Genomic DNA, 24576 nt, shown 5'->3' with positions numbered 1-24576 from the left:
ACCCCCGAGCATCGCGCCCGGTAGCGGCTTACGCCCTGCCGGAGAGCACAAGCACACGATCCAATGCTGCGGCAAATCCCTTGAGCGACACGGAGAATGTCACGTTCTTTTCCGTATCGCTCGCAAAGGCACCGATCTTCAGGGCCGTTCCGCTGCGCAGCAATGCGACCGTCCCCTCGGTAAACGTCAACGACACGATGCAGCCGATGGGCAGGCAGGTGCGGAAGGGCGTTGGCTTGCCGCCGGTCGCCTCATCAACACCGAGGGTTACGCCCTTTTCCAGATAGAGGCCGAAGGGAAGCGCGAGGCTCCCCGCCAGAGCGGCGTTTTCAGCCGGCCGAAGTTCGAGCGTCAGCACGTGCTGGCCACTCTTGTGAAACTGCTGTTGCGACAGGATGCAATGCTTTTTACCCTCGGCCTCGGCGCAGGCGACGCTCCAGTCCTCATAGGTTTCAGAAAGCTGAGAGGGCGCGGCAGCCGTCCCGGCCGCCGCGTCCTCTCCGTAAAGCGGCGTGATGGCGACGAAGGTCGCCATCAGCACTGTCGATAGCCAGACGAGCCGACGCATCAGAAGCGCACATCAAGCTTGGCATCGACCGCATTCTGCGTCGTGCCGGAGCCGAACTGTCCGGTGTAGGTGATGCCAAGGCTGGCATTGCCGGTCAGCGCGAAATCGATGCCGGCCTCGATGATTGCCGCGTCTTCGGCAATCGGCGTACCGGCAACCGAGAAGGCGCTGCCCGTGCCGAAGGCCATGGTCGAGAACGGCGTCGTGTCGCCGAAGGCGTGCTGCCAGCCGAGCATGCCGCGCACCTTCGTATCTGTCGCGCCGAGGCTGAGCGGAGCAGAAGCGCGCAGACCGAGCGTCGTGAAGGTCGTGTCGGTCGTGTTGCTCTTGCTCGACAGGGCGGCCGCGGCACCGCGCTCGGTGAAGCCGTCGGTGTGCAGGCTGACATAGGCGAGGTTCGCAAAGGGCTCGAGCGCCACATCAGGCAGGTCGATGCGGTAGCCGACTTCGCCGAATGCCTGGAACGTCCCGGCGTCATAATCGGCCTTCAGCTGATCGGTGAAGCCGGGGAAGGCAACGCTGCGCGACGTGTTGATCGAATGCCAAGTGTAGGCGAGGCCGGACCTGAGCGCGACATCGCCCCAGCGACCGCCGCTATAGACGCCCAGGTGGTAGTTGTCGCTGTCACCGCTGGAGGCACGGCTGTCGACGTCGAAGTTCGTCCGGCTGTAGCCGGCCATGATGCCGATCAAGGCATTGTCCGAGACCGCTGCATCGAAGCCAGTGACGAAACCGCCCGTCGACTGGTCGAGGCTGCCGGCGTTACCGTTGCCGTCGGTATTGGTCCACGAGCCGAACACCTGGCCCCAGCCGACCATCGCCGGCGGCGCGGCGGGAACGGCGTTGACGGCGGCGACGGCACCGGTCGTGATCTTGTCTTCCGGACCATAGGCAAGGACCGGAACGCTCGCAGCACCCACGTCACCGAAGGCGTCGCGGATGCGGTCGTTCACCGCATTGCGCAGCAGGCTGCTGTCGTTGATCAGCGCGGTCTGCGCCGAAGCATGGACTTCGCCGGACAGTTGGTCGAAGGCACGACGTGCCGCGTCGCCGTCGAGGATGGTCAGCGCATTGTAGAGCCCGAGCGATGGGCCACTCTGGGCAAGTGTGTTGAGCGCAAGTGCCGTCTGCCGCTGGTTGCCGGTCGCAGCCTCGCCTTCGAAGACGCCGGGCTCGGTGGGCTTCGGCTCGCCTGGTTTCGGTTCACCGGGCTTGGGTTCTTCGCCGGGTTTCGGCTCTTCGCCTGGCTTTGTACCGCCGTTCTTGACCTTGATCTTGAGGTCGACCTGCTTCTCCTTCTGGTCAAGCGAGACCTCAAGGAACGCCGATTTCGAGATAGCCTCGGCAAACTTTCCTTCGATCGCACGGTCGGCTGTCAGGATCGTATAGGTCTGCCCGGTCTTGTAGCTCGTGTTGGGGTCGAGGGCGGTCACCTGGACATTCGTGCCGCTGCCGATCTTGGCGATACCGGAGTTTTCGTTGGTGCCAATGCTCTTGACGACGATCCTGTCGGAACGGCCGTCACCGGCAACATCCGCCTCGTAGATCGAACCGGTCGCCATATCCAGTCGGCCCATGACCGTCAGCGTGCCGGTGGAATTGTTGCCGGGCGAAATGATCGCCTTGGAGTCGATATACGTGTCGCCAACCGTGCCGGAGCCGCCGAGCCTACCGAAAGAGGTCGAGCTCGGATCGCGGATGCGGTTCATCTCGCCGAACACGTTCACCTCATTGGTATAGAAGCGATCGCCCTGTACCCGTCCCGTCTCACCATCGACGATGAGCGTGCCACCGGTCACTTCGAACCGGGTCTCGCTGTAGTCCAGGGGGCCGTTATCCGGGTCGTTATCGATCGTGTCGAGGTTGCTCTTCAGAACCAGCTTGCCACCGGAAACGTTCACCTTGCCGTTGAATTTCGTAAGGTCACCGTTGACGATGGTTTCCCCGGAGAAATTGCTGATCGTACCCTTGCCGGCGAGCGTGTTGGCAAACTCATAGCCGGTGTTCGTGTGGTTGAAGTTGACGTAACCCTTTCGCGGGCCAAAATCGATCTTCGTCGACGGATCGACCGTGCCTGCCGCCTGCGCCTGCCGAGCACGTGGCTCGGCGATATTATTCAGGTCGACCTTGCCGCCAATCGTCAGGTTGCCCATGCCTTCGTTGCTTATGCCACCGATATCGGAAAGCACGATGCCGCCGCCGGCCGAAAGCTTGGCGCCGTTGGCGACGGAAAGGTTGACCCGTCCGGCTTCGCCGATCGTCAGCTTGTCGGCGACCTTGAACTCGCTGCCGGCGCCATCGACATACACCTGAATGGTGTCGACGCTCTCATCCTCGCGCAGGACAGCAGTGTTGGTCGAGACCACGGCGCCGCTTTCGATCGTGAGGCTGTCGCCGACCGTGAGCTCGCCCGTGTTGATCCAACGCGAATTTTCACCGGTCACCAGAACCGTGCCGTTTTCGAAGTAAGCCGTCTTGGAGTTGATAAGGCCGCCGTTCTCGATCCTGACCGCAGCCGTGTTGAGCGTCAGGGCGCCGTCGGCGACACCCAGATAGTCGGTGGTGAGCATGGAGCCGGCTCCGCGCACCACGAGCGTTCCGTCTCCCTCCTGCAGAGCGCCGACATGGGTCTCCTTGGCCGATACCTTTCCGCCGTTTTCGACGATCAGAGTGCCCCGGCCGCCGTAGATGCCACCCTCAAAACCGCCGACATAGAGCACGCGGTACCCATTCGGATTGGCATCGACAATGTCCCAGGTCGACCCGGAACCGGAGACCACGACCGTACCTACGCTACCTCTCCCGTCGGCGATGTAGCCGTTGAGGCTCTTGACGACGGCACCGTTGTTGATGGTCAGGGTCGCGCCAGCGGGACGGCCGCGGATCACGAGATTGCCGTTGATCGTATGATCGCTGGACCAAGTCTCATCGTTTGGAACAAGCAGTCCGGCCGCTTTTGCCGGCGACGGCATGAGCGGCACAGCCGCCAGCATCATCGAGACGAGACCGACGCGGCCTAGCGCTGTCGAACTCAGAAGGTTGATTCTCGAAACGTCCGCCTTTGCACAGATATTCAATGTCTGCCCCTTTTCCTTTGCATCGATGGGCGCACAACTCCCAGGCGAACGGTGACGCCGGGAAAGCGCGGTCATGGGCCGGCTATAGCAAGCCCGCGAAGGGGGAGAATTCGGCTTTCTGCAAACGGCAAATTGCAGCGCTGAAGGGCTGTGGCTTTCTGCAAACGGCTTGATTTCGCCGACGAGCGTCAATCGACAAGCGTGCCGACTTCGCGGATAAAGCCTTGCATGGCGCGAACAAATGGCACGATGTCGGCGGATGAAGCAGAGTATGTCGCGGACGTTCGCCGGGCAACGCTCTCCAAGATGGGCGCCTTCATATCGGGTCTGGTGACGCCGCGCCGGTTTCGCACATCGATCATCATGCCCTTGCGGGTGGTGTGCCCCTGATCCCGACTTCGAAGCGGCAAACCGGCAAAGCCTGGGATAACCGCATTCCACAAACGGCGCGGAATCGCGACCGAGGCACCTGAGCTTTCTGCAAACGGCTTGAATTCGCCGACGAACGGCAATCGACATCGGCGCTTGCTTGAACCATAAAAATGGAATGAAACCAGAGGATGAGACCAAATCGGTGGACGAAAGCGCCTATAGCGCAAGCGTGCGGCGCGCGACGCTCTGGCTCGGATTCCTCTACTGGTTCGTAGAATTCATCATCAGCAGCATCCTGTGGGGCATACTCGGGATCGATCCGATCATGTCGGCGCCGGGAAAACTGCTGCTGATGATCTGCGGCATGACCTTTTCCTATGGCATCGCCGCGGCGATGTTTGGCGTGCGGCACCAGCACATCGCGGTCAAGATCGTCGTCGGCTTCGCCACCTCGCTCGTGGCCGCCTTTGCCAACACCGGCGTCGACTTTCTGCTCTACCTTCTCATCGTGCGTGCCGATCCGGTCACGGTCGACTGGACCAGCATCGGTTATACGCTCGTCTACAGCATGGCGACGTTCGTCGGGTGGTCGTTCTTCTTCGTCGCGCTGCTCTACAGCTTCGAGCTGCGTGAGCGCGAACGGCGCCTGGCGATCTCGCGCGAGGAAGCACTGGCCGCGCAAATGCGCGCGCTGCGCTACCAGATCAATCCGCATTTCCTGTTCAATACGCTGAACTCCATCACCGGGCTCATAGAGGAAGGGCAGACCGTTGCCGCGACCCGCATGGTGATGTCGCTTTCCAACTTTCTGCGTACGACCCTGGAGCTCGATCCTTTGCACGACGTGCGGCTGGCGGATGAACTGGCCTTGCAAGCCGGCTACCTTCACATCGAAGGCGAGCGCTATTCCGACCGGATGAAACTCAGGATGGACATTGCCAGCGGCCTGGAAGAGGCACTGGTGCCAAGCCTGATCCTGCAGCCCCTGATCGAGAACGCGGTCAAACACGGCGTTGGCCGCTCGCCTGAACAGGTCGAGATCGTCATCAGCGCCGCCAAGGTCGGTCAGTCGCTTGAGATTGCCGTCGAGAACGATATCGCCGCGGAGACCAATAGTGGGCGGCGCCAGTCCTCCGGCACCGGGATCGGCCTCAAGAATGTCGCCGATCGCGTCCAGGCGCGGTTTCCGGGGGTCGGGGCCTGTGTATCCGGGCTCGTGACGCCCAGGCGTTTCAGAGCCGCAATCACAATGCCCCTGAGGCTTGCATGAACGAAATCCAGACAGTCTCCCTTTCGATCCTCATCATCGACGATGAGCCGCTCGCCAGACGCCGCTTGCTGCGCCTGCTCGGCGCGATGCCAGGGGTCGAGGTCTTGGGGACGGCCGGCAATGTCCAGCAGGCCTGCAGTCTCATCGCCGAGCTGCAGCCGGACGTGATCCTGCTTGATATCCAGATGCCTGGCGGCACCGGCTTCGACATCCTGGAGCAAGTGGGCAGCAACGCGCCCGCGGTCGTCTTCGTGACCGCCTTCGATCACTATGCGCTTCGCGCCTTCGAGGCGGCTGCCGTCGACTATGTCACCAAGCCGATCGAGGCGAACCGCCTGCGCACCGCAATCGAGCGGGCACGCGTGGCGATTGCGGCAAGAACGAGCATCGAACGTGTGGTGGAACTCAACGAAACCGTGCGGGCGCTGCGACAGGCGCTGCGCAAACACGAAACCCAGTCGGCCGATCTCTGGATCAAATCCCGCGGAGAATTCGTTCGTGTCGCGCTCGACCGGGTCGTGCGTTTCCAGGCGGAGCGCGATTATGTCCGCATCCACATCGAAGGCCGGTCCTATCTGCATCACGAAAGCCTGGCTTCGCTTGAACGCCGGCTCGACCCGGCAGAGTTTCTGCGGCTTCACCGCAGCTCGATCGTGCGCCGCGACTGTATCGTGGGGCTGAAGCAGGCCCCCTTCGCAGCCCTCATTGCCCTTCTTTCCGACGGCAGCGAAATTCGCGTCGGGCGAACCTATGCGCGCCATATCCGGCCGACCACCGGCGAGCGCCCGCAAGCGGACTGAGGGCCGAAACCGGGGCGATGGATCGGCTTTAGCGCAAGACGCCGCGCAGCCGCGGCACCGCAAAATCCACGAAGGCCCTGAGCTTCATTGGCACGAGGCCCTGCGGGAGATAGACCAGCTGGACCGGAAGCGGCGGGTGTTCGAATGCCTCCAGCAACGGAACGAGCAACCCTTCCGAGACGGGACGCGCCACCTGATAGGAAAGCACCCGCGTCAGGCCAAGGCCGGAGATGGCGGCATCGACGGCCGATTCCGCCGTGTTTACGATCAACCGCGACCGGATCGGCGCCGCCAGTTCGCGTCCATCGTCAAGGAAGCGCCAGACATGGGCGGCCGTGACGTTTTCGAACGTGATGCAGTCGTGCTCGGCGAGTTCGTTCGGATGCCCGGGGGCGCCGTGCTGCGCAACATAGCCGGGGCTTGCATAGACCACGCGGCGGACTGAGCCGAGCCTGGTCGCCACCAGGTTGCTATCGGGAAGGTTGCCGATCCGAAGTGCCAAGTCGATATGGTCGTCAACGAGATTGGCAAACCGGTCACCCAGCGCCAGCCGCATATCGATCTCAGGATGAGCCTTCAGGAAGTCCACGACGACGGGAAGAACGTGCAGGCGACCGAAGACGATCGGGGCAGAGATCGTCAGGTCGCCCTTGACCGCGCTGTATTCGCCGGCGGCCACCCTTTCCGCCTCCTCGACCCGCGCCAGGATCTCCTTGGCGGCCTCGACATAGGAGCGGCCGGTTTCAGTCAAGAGAATCTTGCGGTTCGTGCGAGTGATGAGCTGGGCGCCCAGATGCGCCTCGAGCTCCGAGACCTTTCGGCTGACTGTGGCAAGCGGCATCTTGAGCTGCCGTGAGGCAGCCGACAGGCTGCCGCTGTCGATGACGGCGAGCAGAACCCCCATGGCGTCGAGGCGATCCATCTTTCCTTCCAAAAAACGGGAATCAGTCTATCGTTCCCGCAGTCTACTGCCAAAAATTGGAAAGTCATAGATTGATCTCGAAGGCGGTTCATCCCGAACCGTCGGAGGGCCGCGACGGTTCTCATGCTCTTCGAGGGACATCTCCCATGAAACTCTATCGCCATCCGCTGTCCGGCCATTCGCACCGGGCTCAGCTCTTCCTGTCGCTGCTCGGCGTACCGCACGAACTGGTCGACGTCGATCTCAAGGCCCGGGCGCACAAGGAGCCGGAGTTCCTGAAGCTCAACCCGTTCGGCCAGGTTCCGGTCCTCGATGACGACGGCACCGTCGTTGCCGACTCCAACGCCATCCTCGTCTATCTCGCCAAGAAGCTCGGCCGCATCGATTGGCTGCCGGAAGATCCGGCTTTGGCCGCCAGGGTGCAGAAGTGGCTTTCGGTTGCTGCCGGCGACATCGCCTTCGGTCCGGCGGCTGCCCGGCTCGTCACCGTGTTCGGTGCCAATCTGCGGGCGGAAGAGGCTATCGCCCGGGCCCATCGCGTGCTGGCGCAGATCGATGCGGAACTGACCGGCCGCGACTTCCTGCTCGGCGCCCGGCCGACCATCGCCGACGTTTCCCTCTACAGCTACGTTTCCGCCGCACCCGAGGGTAATGTGGATCTATCCGACTACCCGCAAGTCCGGGCCTGGCTTGCCCGCATCGAGCGTCTGCCCGGCTTCGTCGGCTTTGAGAAGACGGCCGTCGGCCTCGCCGCCTGACGAACCGGCCCGGGGCGGTCACACTGCCCCGCGCCTCACCCCAACGAGGTTTCAGATCATGCCGGACAATGCACAACAGAAACGGCCGGAGTCTCCCTGGCACGAAGGCGAACTCGCCATCCAGCGCAGCCTCGGCGTCGTCGAGCGCATGGATGCGACGGGGCGCAATTTCGTCCGCAGCTTCATGCCCGAGCAGCACCAGCAGTTTTTCCCGATGCTGCCTTTCGCCGTCTTCGGCGCAGTCGATGCGCAGGGTGACGTCTGGGCGACGATGCGCGCCGCGGCCCCCGGCTTCATGCAGGCGCCCGACGCCTGGAACCTCGACATACGGCTGCCCCGTGATCCAGATGATCCGGCGGATGCCGGCATGGGCGACGCACACTCGATCGGCATGCTCGGCATCCAGCTCGAAACCCGGCGCCGGAACCGGCTCAATGGCGCGATCCTGCGCGACGGCGACGACGGTTTCACCATTCGCGTGCGTCAGAGCTTCGGCAACTGCCCGCAGTATATCCAGCTCCGGCAGTTCTCCTTTTCCCGCGATCCATATGAGCCGGCATCGGAACGGCCGATCCGTTACGCGGCCCTCGACGATCGCGCCCGGGCGATCATCGCCAATGCCGACACCTTCTTCGTCGCCTCCTATGTCGACCGCGATACCGGCGAGCGGCAGGTCGATGTCTCCCATCGCGGCGGAAAGGCCGGCTTCGTTGAGCTCGGCGAAGATGACGTTCTGACGATCCCCGACTTCTCCGGCAACCTGTTCTTCAACACGCTCGGCAACTTCATGGTCAATCCGCGCGCCGGCCTGCTGTTTGTCGACTTTGCGACCGGCGACATGCTGCAGATGACCGGCAGCGCCGAGGTCATCCTGTCGTCGCCCGAAGTCGCCGCCTTTCAAGGCGCAGAACGCCTGTGGCGGTTCCGTCCCCAACAGATCGTTTATCGCCAGGACGGCCTGCCGCTCCGCTGGGCCTTCGAGGATGGCGGTTGGTCGCCCAGCCTGCTGACAACGGGTGACTGGGAACAGGCGAAGGTGCACCTGCAGGCCGCGGCCCTTGCCGAGGAGTGGCGCCCATTCCGCGTGGCGCGCGTCGAAGAGGAAAGCACGACGATCCGCTCGCTCTACCTCGCGCCGGACGATGGCGTCGGTCTCATGGCTCACCAGGCCGGCCAGCACCTGCCGATTCGGGTGAGGATAGACGCGGACGGCAAGGCGCTTGTCAGAAGCTACACGCTCTCTTCCGCCCCGACCGACGCCTTCTATCGCATCAGTGTCAAGAATGACGGCACCGTCTCGCAATACCTGCACGGGCTGAAACCCGGCGACCGGATCGAGGCGCGCGCGCCGGCCGGCAGCTTCACGATCGATGGCACCGAGCGGCGACCGGCGGTGCTGATCGGCGCCGGCGTCGGCATCACGCCGATGGTCGCCATGTTGCAGCACATCGTCCACGAGGGGCGCCGCAAGCGCCGCACGCGCCCAACCTGGCTTTTCCAGGCCGCTCGGTCCCGAGACGAACGCGCCTTCGAGCGGGAAATTGCCGCTCTGGTCGAGGAAGGCGAGGGCAACATCCGCCTCATACGCGCGCTCAGCCAGCCGGAGACCGCGACCGAAGGGCAGGACTATGACGTCGGCGGCCGGATCGATATCAGCCACCTCAAGTCCACCCTGCCCTTCGACGACTACGACTTCTATCTCTGCGGCCCGGCGGCTTTCACGCAGTCGCTCTATGACGGATTGCGCGGGCTTAATGTGGCCGATGCCCGCATCCATGCGGAAGCCTTCGGGCTCTCGTCGCTGACCCGGCGGCCGGACGGCGGTGTTGGGCCGATCATGCCACCGCCCGCCAGCGCTCCCGTGCACGTCGTCTTCGCGAGATCCGCCAAGGAGACCCGTTGGCAGCCGGGCGACGGCAACCTCCTCGATCTCGCCGAAGCGCGCGGGCTGACGCCCGAGTTCGGTTGCCGCAACGGCAGTTGCGGCTCCTGCAGAACGCCGGTGCTCGAGGGGAAGGTGACCTACCCGTCGCTGCCCTCCTTCCCGGTGGCAGAGGGCGAGGCGCTGATCTGCTGCGCCGTTCCGGCGGACGGCGAGGAACGCAAACTGCATCTTTCGCTCTGAGCTCTGGTTCGGCTATTGATGATGCACCACATCATCAGGCAGTTGACGTCGACCGAGCGGGATGCGCCATGAACGACCAACAGATACGCGATATCGTGCTCTGGCTTTCCGAACAGGGCCTGAAAGGCCTGGAAGAGCCGGAGTTGTTTGCCGGCTTCTGCGAGCAATGCCGCGCGGCCGGCCTGGATCTGGCCCGCGCGCTCGGGCTGATCGACACATTGCATCCGGAATTTGAGGGTCGCGCCTTCCAGTGGAACGACGAGAGCGAGGTCACGCCCGAAGTCATCCAGTACGGCTCGACGACCACGGGCGAAGCGCTGCTGAACTGGCAGAACTCGATCTTCTACCACATGCTTCGCGACCGAGCGGCAGAGCGCCGCATCCGGCTCTCAGCCGATGAAGGCACCACCTACAACATAATCGACAAACTGAAAGATGAAGGTCACACCGACTGCATCAGCATGATCCACCATTTCACCGAGCAGGGCCGTGTCGGCGAGATGGATTGCTTCTACTCCTATTGGACCACGCGGAGCGACAGCGGCTTCAGCGAGGATGACATTGCTGCGCTCCGGATCCTGCTGCCTACCCTTGCGCTTGCGGTGAAGGCCGGCTCATGCGTGCGCATCATCAGCACGCTCGCAGACGTCTATCTCGGCGCCGACGCTGGCCAGCGCGTCGTCAAGGGCAGCATTGCCCGCGGCTCGGCGGAACGCATCGAAACGGTCATGTGGTTCTCAGATCTGCGCGGCTACACGCGCATCTCGGACACCGCCGCCCCCGACGAGATCATCCCGCTCCTCAACGACTATTCGGGCACGGTAATCACCGCCGTTCACGACCACGGCGGCAGCGTGCTGAAGCTCATCGGCGACGGCGTGCTTGCGATCTTCAACGCCGACGATCCGGCAATCGCCTGCGCCAACGCGATTGCGGCGGAACGGCAGCTGCGCCGCATGCTGGCCGAGCTCAACGCACGCCGGCAAGAGGAGGGCAAGCCGACGACCGACGTCTATCTCGGCCTCCATATCGGCGAAGTCTTCTACGGCAATATCGGCAGCCAGACCCGGCTCGATTTCACCGTCGTCGGCCCGGCCGTCAACGAAGTGAGCCGCATTTCGTCGATGTGCCGTTCGGTCGAGCGGCACATGATCATGTCCTCTGATTTCGTCGAGGCCTGCCCGCCGGAACATCAGGTTCATGCGGTGTCGCTGGGTCGTTTCGCGCTGCGCGGCATCGCCCGGGCAAAGGAACTGTTCACCTGGGATCCGGAATTGCCGATGAATTGAAAAGGCGCGCCGTTACTGGCTCATCACGCCTTGAGAGACACGCGAGAGGTGGCGGTGCTGCAGTTCGGCCTGAACTTCACCCTGGAAGTCCATTACCTGCCGGCGTACCTCGTCTTCCGAGCACCCGCAGGCAAAAAGTTCGTCGGCAAGGGCGCGGCACCGGCGGCGCCAGAATTGCAGCGCTTCGGCGCCATGCAGGTCCTCGAGCTCGGCGGCAGCGGTGCGGATGGCGGTCAATCTCCTCGCCACTGGAAACGGAACGATCGTGCTCACATCGGATTCCGTGGCTTTCACTGATTGATTGCCTGCCATCGTCTCATTCGCCCCCTGGAACTTCGTGCGTTGACGCGAACGCTTGAAGACGCCCTACGCTTGTCGATATCGAGCACCTCAGATGCCTCCGATGTCCCCAATCGAAGGCGAAGCACTCTGGTGATTCCTGTTCTACGAAGCTTATGGTTAACGTTTCCTTCCCGCCGACGCCGCCAGGTGCGGATTGATCCTTTGCGAGACGGAAGATGTCGGCCCCGTCAAACACACGACACGGTTTTCCGCTTTTCTGGGTTGGTTTCCGGCACAAAACATGACATTGGAAATCATATTTCTGCTGACCCTCGGTCGCCGCCCCCCAGTGAGTGCACCTGCATGTTGAAGCGTTTCTTCGCGTTTTACCGCCCCTATCGCGGCCTGTTCATTCTCGACTTCTCCTGCGCCGTATTGTCCGGCCTGCTCGAACTCGGTTTCCCGATCGCGGTGAAGCTGTTCGTCGACCAGCTTTTGCCGAGCCAGGAATGGACGCTGATCCTCCTGTCCTCGGCCGGCCTTCTGCTGGTCTATCTGCTCAACACCGGCCTGATGGCGACAGTTACCTATTGGGGTCACATGCTCGGCATCAACATCGAGACGGACATGCGGCGGATGGCCTTCGACCATCTGCAGAAGCTCTCCTTCTCGTTCTTCGACAACCAGAAGACCGGCCATCTGGTCGGACGCCTGACGAAGGACCTCGAGGAAATCGGCGAAGTTGCCCACCACGGGCCGGAGGACCTGTTCATAGCGATCATGACCTTCATCGGCGCGCTGTTGCTGATGCTGATGGTGCACTGGCAGCTGGCGCTGATTACGGCCGCTGTGGTGCCGATGACCGCATGGGTCACCAGCCGTTACGGTGGCCGTATGACGCGGAATTTCCGCAACCTCTATGGTCGGGTCGGAGATTTCAACGCCCGCATCGAGGAGAATGTCGGCGGTATGCGAGTAGTGCAGGCCTTCGCCAACGAAGCCCATGAGCGCAGCCTGTTCGAGACCGACAACCAGAACTATCGCCGCACCAAGCTCGAAGCCTATCGCATCATGGCCGCGAGCACGTCGCTCAGCTACATGAGCATGCGGCTGACGCAGCTGATCGTCATGATCACCGGCTGCTACTTCGTGCTGACGGGCGAACTGACGAATGGCGGCTTCGTCAGCTTCCTGCTGCTGGTCGGCGTGTTCTTCCGCCCGGTCGAGAAGATCAATTCAGTCATCGAGACCTACCCCAAGGGCATTGCCGGCTTCAAACGCTTCCTCGAACTCATGGAAACCGAACCCGATATCGAGGACCGGCCGGGTGCTGCCGACGTCTCCGGCCTCAAGGGCGACATCACCTATCGCGGCGTCTCGTTCGGCTATAGCGCCGAGAAGCCGATCATCCAGAACATCGACCTGACGATCCATGCCGGCGAGACGATCGCCTTCGTCGGCCCCTCGGGCGCCGGCAAGACGACGATCTGCTCGCTGCTGCCGCGCTTCTACGAGGTCAGCGAGGGTTCGATCACCGTCGACGGTATCGACATCCGTGACATCACGCTCTCGTCGCTGCGCGGCCAGATCGGCATCGTGCAGCAGGATGTCTTCCTCTTTGCCGGCAGCATCCGCGACAACATCGCCTATGGGCGGCTTGGCGCGAGTGAAGCGGACATCCTGGATGCCGCGCGGCGCGCCAAGCTCGACGGCACGATCCAGGCATTGCCGGACGGCATGGACACGGTGATCGGCGAGCGCGGCGTCAAGCTTTCCGGCGGGCAGAAGCAGAGGCTGGCGATTGCCCGCATGTTCCTGAAGAACCCGGCGATCCTCATCCTCGACGAGGCGACCTCAGCGCTCGACACCGAAACGGAAAGGGCGATCCAGCAGTCGCTGGCCGAACTTTCCAAGGGCAGGACGACGCTGATCATCGCGCATCGGCTGGCAACGATCCGCGATGCGGACCGCATCGTCGTCGTCGACGGCAGCGGCATTCGCGAACAGGGGCCGCATGAAACGCTGCTCGCCGCCAAGGGCGCCTATAGCCGCCTCTATCACGCCCAGGCAGGCGCCGGCTGACAAAGCCGCGGAGCTGCAGGCATTGCATGCGGAAGGAGGGGGCGATACGAACGGCACACAACGTCCCCTACCCTCCGTCCCATAGACCTTCAGCGCCATGAACACTCCTGATCTTTCCGTCCTTGAACGCGCCCTCGCAGCCTTGCCGCAGCACTACCCCGGACCGGGCGGCGTTGCCGGTGTGGTCAGAGATGGCAAGGTCCTCTTTCGCCACGCCTGGGGCTATGCCGGCCTGACGGCCCGCAAGCCGATGACGATGGCGACGCGGATACCGATCTGCTCGATCACCAAGCATCTGACCTGCGCCGTTCTGCTGGATACGGTCGGCGATCCCGAGAAGCTCGATCGGGCGCTCGACGTCTATCTCCCCTTGCTCGAAGGCAAGCGCCCGACCGCTGCCCATCTCTGTCACAACCAGTCCGGACTTCGCGACTACTGGGCATTGACGGTGCTGCAGGGCGCCAGCCACGACGGCGTCTTCCGCCGCGAGGATGCACGCCCGCTGCTCTCCAAGGCGCGCTCGACACACTTCGAGCCCGGCACCCGCTATTCCTATTCCAATGGCAATTTCCGCATTCTCGCCGATCTCATCGAGGAGCATACCGGCCGCTCGATGGCGGAACTCTATCAGCGCTCCGTCTTTGGCCCCGCGGCCATGCAGACCGCCGCCCTGACACCGGATACGAGCCTGCCGCCGGACGGCGTCGTCGGTTACGAGGGCAACGAGACAACAGGCTATTTCGAGGCGCTGAACCGCATCTACTGGGCCGGTGACGCCGGTGTTTCCGCCTCGCTCGACGATATGCTTGCCTGGGAGTGTTTTATCGACAGGACGCATGACGATGCGGACGGGCTCTACCGGCGCCTTTCTGCACCGCAGACCTATGCCGATGGCCGCCCGGCACCCTACGGCTTCGGCCTCGCACACGAGACGATCGGCGATGCCGTCATCAGCGGCCATGGCGGTGCGCTTCGCGGTTTTCGCTGCCGCAGGCTCTACGCGCCGGCCGAGCGCCTCTCTGTCGTGGTGATGTTCAATCACGAAGGCGATGCCCATGCGGCGGCGGTCGCGCTGATGAAGATCGCCCTCGGCCACGAGGATACCGAGACCACATCCGGAAGCTGGGACGCCAAGGGCACCGGCAACTATCTGGATGCCGAAACGGGCCTCGCCCTTGTCACCAGGCCCAGCGGATCGTCCCGCGTCGAACTGCAGTTTGCTACCTCTCCCGAGTCGCTTTCCGTCAGCGCCGACGGCAGCGCCGGTTCGGCAGCAGTGACCCTGACAGCACAAGGCGCCTCGCTTCGCATGGAGCGGCCTCGCGAAAATCTGACGGTGAGCGCTGACCGCGTTTCCGGCACGGCACTTCCCGATATCGCCGGTCGCTATCACTCAGTTGAACTCGACGCCCATCTCGACATCGCTTCCACCAATGGTGTCTTCTACGGTGGCTTCGACGGTTCGCTCGGGACCGGCGCGATGCACGCCATGCGACCACTGGCCGAAGACGTCTGGCTTCTTCGCTGCAAGCGCTCGATGGATGCACCGGCACCGGGAGACTGGACCGTGCTTGTCCGACGCGACCAGCAAGGCAACGTGGCCGGCCTCACCATCGGCTGCTGGCTCGCCCGACGGATCGACTACACGAAGATCGGCTGACGCCGCGGTCGAAGCGACCGGATATTTTAAGCAGGGGTACGGCAGCGGGCCGCACACGACCAGGAACCGGAAGATCACAGCGTGAAGCAGAAGCGACCGACAGCCGCTCGAGAAACCGGACGCCACGCCGGGGCCGATGCCGGCAAGCGCGTGACGGTTGCCCGCGCACTTTCCAAGCTCGGCTATTGTTCGCGCACGCAGGCCGAAAAGCTCGTGCTCGAAGGGCGCGTCAGCGTCGGCGGACGCAAGATCACGGACCTTTCACACTGGGTCGCCGTCGACAAGGATCGCATCACGGTCGACGGCAAGCCGGTGCTTGCCGAAGAGAAGATCTATCTGATGCTGAACAAACCGCGTGGACTGGTCACGACCCGCCACGACCCGGAAGGCCGGCCGACCGTCTTCGATTGCCTGAGGGATATAGACACCTCTTTCCTGTCCCCGGTCGGTCGCCTCGACAAGGCGAGCGAAGGACTTCTGCTCTTCACCAACGACACGGTACTCGCCCAGCGCCTGCTTGATCCTGAAACCCATCTCGGCAAGGTCTACCACGTGCAGGTCGCCGGGCAGATCGGTGACGACCAACTCAAGCAGATGGTTGCCGGTATCGAGGAAGGCGGCGAAACCTTGCACGCAGCGCGGGCCGTCCACCTCAGGGGCGGCGACAAGAACACGTGGATCGAAGTCGAGCTGGAAGAGGGGCGCAACCGCCAGATCCGCCGCATGCTCGATGCGCTCGGCTTCGAGGTGTTGCGCCTGCTGCGGGTTTCAATCGGGACGATCGCTCTTGGCGATTTGCCGAAGGGGACGAGCCGCAGCCTGGCCCCTGAGGAAGTCGCCTATCTGAGGCGACGCACGGGTCTTTGACGGCAGACGACGGATCTCAGTTTCCAAAACGGGCCCTTGCCACACGCATTATCTCCCCAAAACGCGGCAGTGAACGCAGGCTGTCCAGATCGTTGTCGTTTTCCATCCATACCAACAATTCGGGGCTCATCTTCGGCGTGATACGCTCAAGCGCGTCCAGGGCCGCTTCGGCGTCACCACTGATCGCCCAGGCACAAACCAGATTTGCCTGCAGCTGGATATTGTCCGGCTCAAGCAGACTGGCGCGCGATGCCCATTCGTTGGCCCTCTCGCGATCGCCAAGGAGGGCGAGGATGCCGGCGCCATGCCCGATCGCACCGCTGTGATCCGGCTCAGCAGCGACGATGCGCTCGATCCGGGCCAAGGCACGGCGACAGGCCTCAAGTGCCGCCTGCGCGTCGCCCTTGCCCTGGTAACATTGGATAGCCATGGCGGCGGCGTTGTAGTCCGCGGGGGCCAGCGCCGCGGCCCGCTCAAAGTGGCGTATGGCGTCGTCATAGCGACGCTGCATGATGAAGGTTCGACCGGCAGCGAGATTGGTGGCGTAGTCGTCGGGCTCGAGCTGAAGGGCAATGGCACATTGCCGCTCCGCCTCCGCAAACTGGCCTCGGTATAGATACAATAGCGCCTTTGCGGCATGGGCGCTGGCGAGACCGGGATCGAGTTCGAGGGCGCGGTCGATTTCCAGCTCGCCTGTTTCCGCACCTCCGACGCTGCGCCGCAGCCGGTTGAGCGTTTCGCCAAGAAGGGCCCAAGCCCGTGCATTGCCGGGCTCCAGCTCGGTCACGCGACGGCAGAGCCGGATGATCAGCGGCAGATGTCGCTCGGACCCGGTGATGTGGTATTCGCGCGCCAGGAGAAACAGCTTGTAGGCTTCCGGATCGGTCGGCGCTTTGCGCTCCAATGCCTGGCGCTCCGCAGGTAGGAGCTGAAGCCGGAGCGCCTCGACGACGGCACTTGCCAGGTCTGACTGCAGCAGCAACACGTCCTTGATCTCTCGGTCGAAGCGCTCGGCCCAGACGGTCGCCTCGTTTGCGCCATCGATCAACTGCGCCGCCAGTCGCATTCGGTCACCGGCCTTACGCACGCTGCCTTCGAGGATGTAGGCGACGTTCAGCTGTTGTGCGACGATCCGCGCACTCTGCGCCTTCATGCCGAAGGAGGTCGCCCGCGAGACGACCGAGAGCGACGAGAGCTTGCTGAGGTCGATGATGATGTCTTCGGTAACGCCGGCACTGAAATAATCCTGTTCCGGATCGCCGCTCATATTGGTGAAGGGCAGGACGCAGATGCCGATCCGTTCGCGCTTGCCACCGGTCTCTGGCGGCCCGCCACGGTGGATGGCAAAGGCGCGGACAGCGCGCTCGATGTTCTTGAGCGACATCGGCCCGAGGTCTTCCAGGGCAAAGCTCAGCTTTCCGGCGACGTGCTCGCGGACCGCTTCGGAGAGGATGATCCCACCGGGCTCGGCGAGAGCCTGCAGCCGCGCCGCGATGTTGACGCCTTCCCCATAGAGATCGCCATCTTCGGCGATCACGTCACCCAGGTTGAGCCCCATGCGAAAGCGGAGTGAAGAGTCGGTTGCCGCGGCCACGCTCTGAAGCGCCATTGCGCATAGGGTCGCATCGACCGCACTCGCAAACTCGATCAGCGCGCCGTCACCCATCAGCTTGACGATCCGGCCATGGTGCCGCACCAGCGTCGGATCGAATGCCGCAAAGGCCGCCTTGACGCGGGCAAGTGTACCGGCCTCGTCGCGTCCCATCAGCTTGCTGTAGCCGGCGATATCGATACAGAGAACAGCGGTCAGTTTGCGCATCCAACCATTCCCATGGGCGAGCGCTCACTGTGAAGCTTTAGCCTCCCCGAGGGCAGTCCAACACACCCAGGCACAAGAAACAAGCGAAGACACCTGATCGCCCCTGAACTCAAGGACGCGGTACCACGCCGCCCTTGATGGGTGGAAATCCACCCACGCGATTGGCCGCATGTTTCCAAATCCACCCAAATCAATGCCCGCGCCCGACAAATACGCGCCGTCACCCCGCTAAGCCGTTGTCTGCTCTACGATTGCGTTTGCAAATGGGGGTACCCAGAACCGGCGCGGGAGGAAACCTTGCCGGCTGGCCGATATTTCATCCGGGAGGAAGAGATGAAAACCCTAAATGCCCTGCTCGGCGCTGTTGCCGCCCTGTCGCTTTTCGCCGTTTCCGCCAATGCACAAACCTATCCCGAACGCTCGATCACCATGGTCGTGCCGTTCTCGGCCGGTGGCCCCACGGATACCGTCGCGCGTCTCGTAGCTGAATCCATGTCGAAGGATCTCGGCCAGCAGATCATCGTCGAGAACGTCGGCGGCGCCGGCGGCACCCTTGGCGCCGGCCGCGTCGCTCAGGCCGATCCGGATGGTTACACCGTGCTGCTGCATCATATCGGCATGGCGACCAGCGCCACGCTCTACCGCAAGCTCGCCTATGATACGCTGAACTCCTTCGAATATGTCGGCCTCGTTACCGAAGTGCCGATGACCATCGTCGCCCGCAAGGATCTGGAGCCGGCCGACCTCAAGGGTCTCGTCGAGTACGTCAAGGCGAACAAGGACACCGTCACCGTCGCCAATGCCGGTATCGGCGCTGCCTCGCATCTCTGCGGCATGATGTTCATGAGCGCCATCGAGACACCGCTGACGACCGTGCCTTATAAGGGCACCGGCCCGGCCATGACCGATCTTCTCGGCGGCCAGGTCGACATCATGTGCGACCAGACCACCAACACCGCGAAGCAGATCCAGGGCGGCACGATCAAGGCCTATGCGGTCACCTCACCGGAACGCCTCAAGGTCTTCCCCGATCTGCCGACGACCGCCGAAGGCGGCCTACCGAACCTTCAGGTCGGCATCTGGCACGGTATCTACGCCCCGAAGGGCACGCCCGCCGAAGTGACCGAACGCCTGTCGAAATCGCTGCAGGTCGCACTCAAGGATCCGAACGTCGTCGCCCGCTTCGGCGAACTCGGCACCGAACCCTCCTCCGACGCCGATGCGACCCCGGCCGCGCTGAAGGCAAAGCTTGAGAGCGAAATCGCCCGCTGGAAGCCGGTGATCGAAGCAGCCGGCCAGTACGCCGACTGATCCATGGCTCGTCGCGCCGCGTCCCGGTTCACCCCGGAGCGCGGCGCCTTTGACATTGGGGAAGCTGCGACGGTGCCCGGAGAGGGGTCAAATGCCGTCAACCGCTGTTGACAGCTGTCAACGTGCGCCGCCCAATGCGCGAACCCGGCGTGACGTCGGCAATGCCAATGCGGGAGGCGGTCAGGAAAGCCTCGGCCGGCTGCCCCGCCCAGAACATATGGGGACACGATGAAATCACTCTCCTTCGACACCACCAATGCGCTCTGCGGCGGGATATTGACAGCGGTCGGGCTGTTCTTCACCTGGCAGGCCTTCAATCTCGAGCTTGGCACCGCCTTTCGCATGGGCCCCGGCTACTTCCCGCTGGTGCTCGCGATCATCCTGACGCTGCTCGGCATCGTGATCCTCGTGCAGTCCACCCGCGTCCAAGGCGAGCCCATCGGCCCGATCGCGCTGCGCGGCATGGCCTTCATCCTGCCGGCACCCATCTTCTTCGGCCTGACAGTCCGTGGCCTCGGCTTCGCGCCGGCGCTGTTCTTCACCGCGCTGATCGCCTGCTTCGCATCGGGCCGGATGAAACCGCTCATGGCGCTGGCGCTTTCACTGGCGCTGACCGCCTTCTCGGTCGCAGTGTTCAGCTATGGCCTCGGCCTGCCCTTCCAACGCTTCGGCCCCTGGGTCCAGTTTTAGGAGACGCGCGATGGAACTCTTCAGCAATCTCGCCCTCGGTTTCGCAACCGCGGCCTCCCCTGCCAATCTGCTCTTCTGCCTGATCGGCGTTTTGCTCGGCACCTTGATCGGCGTGCTTCCGGGCATTGGCGCCACGGCGACCATCGCCATGCTGCTGCCGATCACCTTCCAGCTCGAACCGGTCTCGTCGCTGATCATGCTCGCCGGCATCTACTACGGCGCGCAGTATGGCGGCTCTACCACCGCCATCCTGATCAACATGCCAGGCGAATCCTCCTCGGCGGTTACCGCGATCGACGGCTACCAGATGGCCCGCAAAGGCCGTGCTGGTGCGGCACTCGCCATTGCAGCGCTCGGCTCATTCTTCGCCGGCACCGTCTCGACGTTCCTCGTCGCAGTCTTCGCGCCGCCGTTGACCGAGATCGCTCTGAAATTCGGCGCGGCCGAATATTTCTCGCTGATGATCGTCGGCCTCGTCTCATCGATCGCGCTCGCCCATGGATCGATCACCAAGGCTCTGGCCATGGTGGCGCTGGGCCTGCTGCTTGGGTTGGTCGGCACCGACATCTATTCCGGCACGCCGCGTTTCACGCTCGGCATCCGGGAGTATGCTGACGGGCTGAACTTCGTCGCGCTCGCCGTCGGTGTCTTCGGCATCGCCGAAATCCTGCGCAACCTCGAAAGCGAACGCACCCGCGAAGTGCTGATGGCCAAGGTCACGGACCTGATGCCGACGCGGGATGACTTCAAGCGCATGTTCGGACCGGTCGTGCGCGGCACCATCATCGGCTCGGCGCTCGGTATTCTGCCGGGCGGCGGCGCGATCCTTGCCGCTTTCGCCTCCTATACGGTGGAAAAGCGCGTCTCGGACCGTCCTGAAGAGTTCGGCCATGGCGCCATCGCCGGCGTCGCCGGTCCGGAAAGCGCCAACAATGCCGGTGCGCAGACCTCGTTCATCCCGCTGCTCACCCTTGGCATTCCGGCCAACCCGGTCATGGCACTGATGATCGGAGCGATGATCATCCAGGGGATCGTCCCCGGTCCGAACGTGGCGTCCGAGCAACCCGCGCTCTTCTGGGGCATCATCGCCTCGATGTGGATCGGCAACCTGATGCTGGTGGTTCTCAACCTGCCGTTGATCGGGCTCTGGGTGAAACTGCTCAAGATCCCCTATTACGTGCTGTTCCCGATCATCATGGCGTTCTGCTCGATCGGCGTCTACAGCGTCAACTCGAACGTCTATGACCTCTATGCCGTCGCCTTCTTCGGCCTCGTCGGTTACCTGCTGTTGAAGCTGCGCTGCGAACCGGCGCCGCTGCTGCTCGGCTTCGTGCTCGGGCCGCTGCTTGAGGAGAACCTTCGCCGCGCCATGATCCTGTCGCGCGGCGATGCGACGACCTTCGTCACCCGACCGATCAGCGCGATCCTGCTTCTGATCGCGGCGTTGGTGCTCGTCGTCGTATTCCTGCCGAGCGTAAAGGCCAAACGGCAGGAGGTCTTTGTCGAGGAGGAATGATGGCTGCCAGCCATTTTCGCAACATTAACTATATAAATCAATAACTTAAGACGCAGCGCTTCCAACCGGACGCGCGGCGTTCTCTTGGCTGCGGCATTCTGCCCCTGCGCGGTTTGCCACATTGAGCTTTGTCAAGCCGCTCGCCTATTTCTCATTCATCGAAGAAAGAGACGAGGACGAAGCCGAGCGATGACACGTCACACGAAATCAAGGTGGGACAAGGCCCTGCGCACCCTGTGCGCCATGGCTCTTTTCCTGCTGGGTTTCGCCGACCTCGGCCCTGCCCTCGCCGCCCCAATCTCGTCAGCCGACTACGCGCTCTACGCCCTTCCCGACGGTTCACTGCCGGATTTCTGTCAAACCGGCAGTGACGCCGACGGGAAGGAAAAGCCGGCGCAGAAACATGTCTGCAGTGCCTGCCGGTTCTTCTGGGCGCTGCTGACGCCGCCGGATGACACCGTCGGCGAGCGCCTGCAAGGAAGCCTTGCGCCCACGGCTGCGGTGACCGCCGTACAGCCGCCAACACAGGTTCATTCGCCGAACTCCAGTCCGCGCGGACCGCCCAAAACCAACATCTGGCTTTGAAACCGCGTTGACAGCTGTCAACGCCCTCCTTCGATGTCGGATGGCAGCGAGGCGTCGTGCCTCCTTGTATCCGCAATGCGGACCTACCCCATGCCCGAAACCCAATCCACAGCCGCGCCCTCAGCGGCCCCTCCCTTGCGTCCTTGAGCAGACCGCCGCGTCTTCCTGCCCGCAGCCGTGTGGTCAGTGAAAACTTCACACTGCTTTTTGAAGGTGGCCGCAACCGCTCGCTCTTTCGCGTGCTCGGCGGCTGTATCGTCCTCTCTCAGCTGCTTGACGACGGTCGCAGGCAAATCACCGATGTGCTCGGTCCCGGCCGGCTTTTCGGTTTCACAGTCGATGGACGCAACATCGCCACGGCGGAGACCTTGAGCATCGCGCGTATCGAATCCCTGGGCGATGCCGAACTTCACGCAACCAATCCGGCTGTCGCCAGCGAGTTGAAGACGACGCTGCATCGGCTACAGACGCATGCCACCCTGCTTGGTCGCAAGACCGCGAGCGAGAAGGTGGCAAGTGCCTTGGTCGAGCTGTCGCGCCTGTTCAATCGCAGCCGCGTCCCTGCCCCGCTCAGCTTCCACCTGCATCTCACCCGGGCAGATCTTGCCGACTGGCTCGGGCTTACCGTCGAGACCGTCAGCCGCTGTCTCAACCGCTTCAAGCGCGAAGGCCTTATCGATTTCAGCCATCCGAAGACCATGCGCGTGCTCGATCCCGAACGCCTCAAAGCTGCAGCGGGCCTCACCCGCCAGCGTGCGACCCGCGGCGTGCATCCCCAGAATTGAAGATTTCCGAACGGTCCATCCCCGCCCGGACTGCCCCAGAAAAGGAAGAACAATGATTGCCAGACTTGTCTATAACGTGCCGGTGTTCGGCTGGATGCTGAAGGAAGCCGTACAGGGATCGCAGACGGCAAAAGTCCTGTTTGTGATCAACTGCGCATTGATCTGGCTGCTCGCGATCGTCGCCTTCGGCTACCCGGCGATCATCATCCCGGCGTTGGTTCTTGTGCCAGTCGTTTTCGTGCTGCTGATCCTGATCACCATGGGCTAATGGCTGCGCGCAAAAGTGCGCAGCGATTTCGCGAAAACGACATCCGAAATATCAAAACCTTGAAGCCCAAGGAGTGATTCTGAAAGATTGCGACGCGCTTTAGATCCATCCAGCGCATGGCCTAAAGCACCCCCCAGCCGCGGTAGCGTCCGCGGCCGGTCATTTCGCGGATGCCGAGTTCCCGCACGAGGTTCAACGCACCACGCGGCGTTACTCCGACATGCTGCGCGACGAGCGTGGCTGAAACGATCGGTCGGGACAGCACCAGCTCGATCAGCGCAGGCAGGCTGCTGTTGGAGCGGCGATCGCGGATGCGCATCTCCATCTGGGTCTTGGCCAGCGATAGGCGGTCGAGTTCCTTGAGACCCAGATCCGCGGTCACCGTCATCGCTTCCAGGAAAGCGCCCCATCGTGTCACTGGATCTTGCGAGCGGCGTCGTTCGTGCCGGACGACCTTCTGTCCGGCGTTGAAGGAGAGGAGATGCGAGGTAACCTTGCCGCGTGATCTCAGATAGGCGCCAACGAGCAGCGAACCCATCCAGTGTTGGCGGCGCAGCGGCTCGAGCCGCTCCCAGGCGTCGAAGAGCAGGGTGGCGCCAAGGCTGGCCGGCAGCTGATCCGCTGACGCGACCACCTGACGCCATTCGTCCATACGTGCGTCCTCGTCCCATTCCTCGTCAAAGAGCAGCCCTAGCTGCCCCATCGGCTCCTGTGCGGTCACGCGTGCCGCGCGCTCGGCGACTTCGAGCGTATCCTTGTCGTGCGCTTCCAGCAGCTGCTGTGACCGAGCGATCGCCGCATCGATGGCCGCAAACTCAGCGGCCATGGGATTGGCGTCCTCCTCGTCGTCCGCCTCAAGATGGCGATCGTTACCGGCGGCGGTCGATTGAGGCTCCAGCCTGGCCTCTGCAGGCGTACCGCCGGCACTCACCGGTGGAAGCTGTTCGCCTCGAAGGGCGGCGAGACCCTGAGGCGTAAACGCCCATGCGGGTTCGGCCAGCCAGATGCGCCGCCGCGCGCGAATAACCGAATGGGCAATCGTCAATTCATGCGTCGGGGCACGGGCATCCATATGGGCATCGTGCAGCACGAGATCCTCGACATGGACGAGTTCACCGGCAACCCATAGGGCAGCCGCAGCGTCGAAGAAGTGGCCACGCTCGCGGAAGCCGTCTTCGACCGCATGGCGGTTTGTTCGCTCGTCCAGTCGCGCCAAGCCATCTTCTGCCGAAATCAGCAGTGGAAGCAGTGTTGGATGATAGGGATCGGGGATCTGGTATCGCATTTCAAACTAAGGGTGCCAGTGTCGAAATGGAACGTAACACGATATTCATTTCCGTCACAGATGCGTGGTACCGCAGTCTTGGCTATTTGAAAGAACGCGCCGCCGGTGCGCCGGTATAGCGTGGCCTCCGCATATGGACTTATGCAGCTCAATCGTTCTCCGATTTGAGACCAGAACGACAAGGCGTCGGACTCTGGTGGCAATTACCGTCGGCTTGCAGTGGGCTAAGCGCATCGACTGTTGAC

The 24576-nt window shown here is 63.0% G+C and carries 21 protein-coding genes; 14 read left to right on the top strand and 7 right to left on the bottom strand.

The annotated features are described in order from the left end of the window. Nucleotides 1–28: 28 nt before the first annotated feature. The 3 genes from IB265_RS18315 to IB265_RS18305 all read right to left on the bottom strand — a co-directional run bounded on the left by IB265_RS18315 (nucleotide 29) and on the right by IB265_RS18305 (nucleotide 4157). Entirely contained in the window at nucleotides 29–568 is a 540-nt protein-coding gene (locus IB265_RS18315; RefSeq protein ID WP_057251272.1) for an invasion associated locus B family protein, read from the bottom strand. Beyond that, nucleotides 568–3645 carry an autotransporter domain-containing protein gene (locus IB265_RS18310; RefSeq protein WP_057251271.1) on the bottom strand — a complete coding sequence of 1026 codons (3078 nt, stop codon included), beginning with the start codon at nucleotides 3643–3645 and terminating at the stop codon, nucleotides 568–570. Before IB265_RS18310 ends, IB265_RS18315 begins: the two co-directional genes overlap by 1 nt. 188 nt (nucleotides 3646–3833) lie before the next feature. Next, nucleotides 3834–4157, bottom strand: a complete 324-nt coding sequence (locus IB265_RS18305) for a hypothetical protein (protein WP_057251270.1) — start codon at nucleotides 4155–4157, stop codon at nucleotides 3834–3836. A gap of 35 nt (nucleotides 4158–4192) precedes the next feature. Here IB265_RS18305 and IB265_RS18300 point away from each other — a divergent pair, with 35 nt between their 5' ends. After that, a complete protein-coding gene (locus IB265_RS18300) occupies nucleotides 4193–5287 on the top strand; it encodes a sensor histidine kinase (RefSeq protein ID WP_057251269.1) in 1095 nt (364 codons plus the stop codon). After that, the gene (locus IB265_RS18295) at nucleotides 5284–6087 is read left to right on the top strand and encodes a LytTR family DNA-binding domain-containing protein (RefSeq protein WP_057251268.1); all 804 of its coding nucleotides are present in this window, start codon (nucleotides 5284–5286) and stop codon (nucleotides 6085–6087) included. The genes IB265_RS18300 and IB265_RS18295 overlap by 4 nt, the downstream gene beginning before the upstream one ends. 28 nt (nucleotides 6088–6115) lie before the next feature. Here the strand turns inward: IB265_RS18295 and IB265_RS18290 are convergent, their stop codons facing one another. Continuing rightward, nucleotides 6116–7009, bottom strand: coding sequence for a LysR family transcriptional regulator (locus tag IB265_RS18290; RefSeq protein WP_057251267.1), 894 nt, complete (start codon nucleotides 7007–7009; stop codon nucleotides 6116–6118). Nucleotides 7010–7155: 146 nt separating this feature from the next. On the opposite strand from IB265_RS18290, the gene IB265_RS18285 reads away from it, so the two are divergent. From IB265_RS18285 to IB265_RS18275, 3 genes are all read left to right on the top strand, one after another. Then, on the top strand, nucleotides 7156–7767 hold the full coding sequence (locus tag IB265_RS18285; RefSeq protein WP_057251266.1) for a glutathione S-transferase family protein: 612 nt from the start codon (nucleotides 7156–7158) through the stop codon (nucleotides 7765–7767). A 58-nt stretch (nucleotides 7768–7825) separates the two neighbouring features. Then, complete coding sequence (locus tag IB265_RS18280) at nucleotides 7826–9892, top strand: pyridoxamine 5'-phosphate oxidase family protein (RefSeq protein WP_057251265.1); 2067 nt, start codon at nucleotides 7826–7828, stop codon at nucleotides 9890–9892. A gap of 68 nt (nucleotides 9893–9960) precedes the next feature. Continuing rightward, nucleotides 9961–11181: an adenylate/guanylate cyclase domain-containing protein gene (locus IB265_RS18275; protein ID WP_057251264.1), complete on the top strand. Its 1221-nt coding sequence runs from the start codon at nucleotides 9961–9963 to the stop codon at nucleotides 11179–11181. A 12-nt stretch (nucleotides 11182–11193) separates the two neighbouring features. Here IB265_RS18275 and IB265_RS18270 read toward each other — a convergent pair whose 3' ends face one another. After that, entirely contained in the window at nucleotides 11194–11454 is a 261-nt protein-coding gene (locus IB265_RS18270) for a DUF6074 family protein (protein WP_244495613.1), read from the bottom strand. A gap of 372 nt (nucleotides 11455–11826) precedes the next feature. Here IB265_RS18270 and IB265_RS18265 point away from each other — a divergent pair, with 372 nt between their 5' ends. The 3 genes from IB265_RS18265 to IB265_RS18255 all read left to right on the top strand — a co-directional run bounded on the left by IB265_RS18265 (nucleotide 11827) and on the right by IB265_RS18255 (nucleotide 16072). Next, nucleotides 11827–13545 carry an ABC transporter ATP-binding protein gene (locus IB265_RS18265; protein ID WP_057251262.1) on the top strand — a complete coding sequence of 573 codons (1719 nt, stop codon included), beginning with the start codon at nucleotides 11827–11829 and terminating at the stop codon, nucleotides 13543–13545. Nucleotides 13546–13642: 97 nt separating this feature from the next. Then, a complete protein-coding gene (locus IB265_RS18260) occupies nucleotides 13643–15205 on the top strand; it encodes a D-aminopeptidase (RefSeq protein ID WP_057251261.1) in 1563 nt (520 codons plus the stop codon). A gap of 81 nt (nucleotides 15206–15286) precedes the next feature. Continuing rightward, nucleotides 15287–16072 (top strand): pseudouridine synthase, encoded by a 786-nt coding sequence (locus tag IB265_RS18255; RefSeq protein WP_057251260.1) that lies wholly within the window; start codon nucleotides 15287–15289, stop codon nucleotides 16070–16072. A gap of 16 nt (nucleotides 16073–16088) precedes the next feature. Here the strand turns inward: IB265_RS18255 and IB265_RS18250 are convergent, their stop codons facing one another. Then, nucleotides 16089–17891: an adenylate/guanylate cyclase domain-containing protein gene (locus IB265_RS18250; protein ID WP_057251259.1), complete on the bottom strand. Its 1803-nt coding sequence runs from the start codon at nucleotides 17889–17891 to the stop codon at nucleotides 16089–16091. A 333-nt stretch (nucleotides 17892–18224) separates the two neighbouring features. Between IB265_RS18250 and IB265_RS18245 the strand changes: the two genes are divergently transcribed. The 6 genes from IB265_RS18245 (at nucleotide 18225) to IB265_RS18220 (ending at nucleotide 23046) form a co-directional block, all read left to right on the top strand. Beyond that, the gene (locus IB265_RS18245; protein WP_057251284.1) at nucleotides 18225–19202 is read left to right on the top strand and encodes a tripartite tricarboxylate transporter substrate-binding protein; all 978 of its coding nucleotides are present in this window, start codon (nucleotides 18225–18227) and stop codon (nucleotides 19200–19202) included. A 228-nt stretch (nucleotides 19203–19430) separates the two neighbouring features. Continuing rightward, the gene (locus IB265_RS18240; protein WP_057251258.1) at nucleotides 19431–19892 is read left to right on the top strand and encodes a tripartite tricarboxylate transporter TctB family protein; all 462 of its coding nucleotides are present in this window, start codon (nucleotides 19431–19433) and stop codon (nucleotides 19890–19892) included. 10 nt (nucleotides 19893–19902) lie between these two features. Continuing rightward, nucleotides 19903–21408: a tripartite tricarboxylate transporter permease gene (locus IB265_RS18235; RefSeq protein ID WP_057251257.1), complete on the top strand. Its 1506-nt coding sequence runs from the start codon at nucleotides 19903–19905 to the stop codon at nucleotides 21406–21408. Nucleotides 21409–21597: 189 nt separating this feature from the next. Beyond that, a complete protein-coding gene (locus IB265_RS18230) occupies nucleotides 21598–21993 on the top strand; it encodes a hypothetical protein (RefSeq protein ID WP_156414642.1) in 396 nt (131 codons plus the stop codon). A gap of 143 nt (nucleotides 21994–22136) precedes the next feature. Further along, nucleotides 22137–22778, top strand: coding sequence for a Crp/Fnr family transcriptional regulator (locus IB265_RS18225; RefSeq protein ID WP_162261295.1), 642 nt, complete (start codon nucleotides 22137–22139; stop codon nucleotides 22776–22778). A 52-nt stretch (nucleotides 22779–22830) separates the two neighbouring features. Further along, nucleotides 22831–23046, top strand: a complete 216-nt coding sequence (locus tag IB265_RS18220; protein WP_057251254.1) for a hypothetical protein — start codon at nucleotides 22831–22833, stop codon at nucleotides 23044–23046. Nucleotides 23047–23167: 121 nt separating this feature from the next. Here the strand turns inward: IB265_RS18220 and IB265_RS18215 are convergent, their stop codons facing one another. Beyond that, nucleotides 23168–24331, bottom strand: a complete 1164-nt coding sequence (locus IB265_RS18215) for an RHE_PE00001 family protein (protein ID WP_057251253.1) — start codon at nucleotides 24329–24331, stop codon at nucleotides 23168–23170. Nucleotides 24332–24576 lie beyond the last annotated feature (245 nt).

This window comes from Ensifer sp. ENS10 (assembly GCF_014852025.1).
Classification (GTDB): domain Bacteria; phylum Pseudomonadota; class Alphaproteobacteria; order Rhizobiales; family Rhizobiaceae; genus Ensifer.
The sequence above is the reverse complement of the archived record's forward strand: the minus strand, read 5'-3'. Positions and strand labels throughout refer to the sequence as shown.

What these genes read in the sequence shown, in the direction of transcription:
- IB265_RS18265 (WP_057251262.1), top strand. Translation starts at nt 11,827, where the DNA reads ATGTTGAAGCGTTTCTTCGCGTTTTACCGCCCCTATCGCGGCCTGTTC.
- IB265_RS18275 (WP_057251264.1), top strand. Translation starts at nt 9,961, where the DNA reads ATGAACGACCAACAGATACGCGATATCGTGCTCTGGCTTTCCGAACAG.
- IB265_RS18300 (WP_057251269.1), top strand. Translation starts at nt 4,193, where the DNA reads ATGAAACCAGAGGATGAGACCAAATCGGTGGACGAAAGCGCCTATAGC.
- IB265_RS18240 (WP_057251258.1), top strand. Translation starts at nt 19,431, where the DNA reads ATGAAATCACTCTCCTTCGACACCACCAATGCGCTCTGCGGCGGGATA.
- IB265_RS18295 (WP_057251268.1), top strand. Translation starts at nt 5,284, where the DNA reads ATGAACGAAATCCAGACAGTCTCCCTTTCGATCCTCATCATCGACGAT.
- IB265_RS18235 (WP_057251257.1), top strand. Translation starts at nt 19,903, where the DNA reads ATGGAACTCTTCAGCAATCTCGCCCTCGGTTTCGCAACCGCGGCCTCC.
- IB265_RS18260 (WP_057251261.1), top strand. Translation starts at nt 13,643, where the DNA reads ATGAACACTCCTGATCTTTCCGTCCTTGAACGCGCCCTCGCAGCCTTG.
- IB265_RS18220 (WP_057251254.1), top strand. Translation starts at nt 22,831, where the DNA reads ATGATTGCCAGACTTGTCTATAACGTGCCGGTGTTCGGCTGGATGCTG.
- IB265_RS18285 (WP_057251266.1), top strand. Translation starts at nt 7,156, where the DNA reads ATGAAACTCTATCGCCATCCGCTGTCCGGCCATTCGCACCGGGCTCAG.
- IB265_RS18250 (WP_057251259.1), bottom strand. Translation starts at nt 17,891, where the DNA reads ATGCGCAAACTGACCGCTGTTCTCTGTATCGATATCGCCGGCTACAGC.
- IB265_RS18290 (WP_057251267.1), bottom strand. Translation starts at nt 7,009, where the DNA reads ATGGATCGCCTCGACGCCATGGGGGTTCTGCTCGCCGTCATCGACAGC.
- IB265_RS18215 (WP_057251253.1), bottom strand. Translation starts at nt 24,331, where the DNA reads ATGCGATACCAGATCCCCGATCCCTATCATCCAACACTGCTTCCACTG.
- IB265_RS18315 (WP_057251272.1), bottom strand. Translation starts at nt 568, where the DNA reads ATGCGTCGGCTCGTCTGGCTATCGACAGTGCTGATGGCGACCTTCGTC.
- IB265_RS18230 (WP_156414642.1), top strand. Translation starts at nt 21,598, where the DNA reads ATGACACGTCACACGAAATCAAGGTGGGACAAGGCCCTGCGCACCCTG.
- IB265_RS18245 (WP_057251284.1), top strand. Translation starts at nt 18,225, where the DNA reads ATGAAAACCCTAAATGCCCTGCTCGGCGCTGTTGCCGCCCTGTCGCTT.
- IB265_RS18280 (WP_057251265.1), top strand. Translation starts at nt 7,826, where the DNA reads ATGCCGGACAATGCACAACAGAAACGGCCGGAGTCTCCCTGGCACGAA.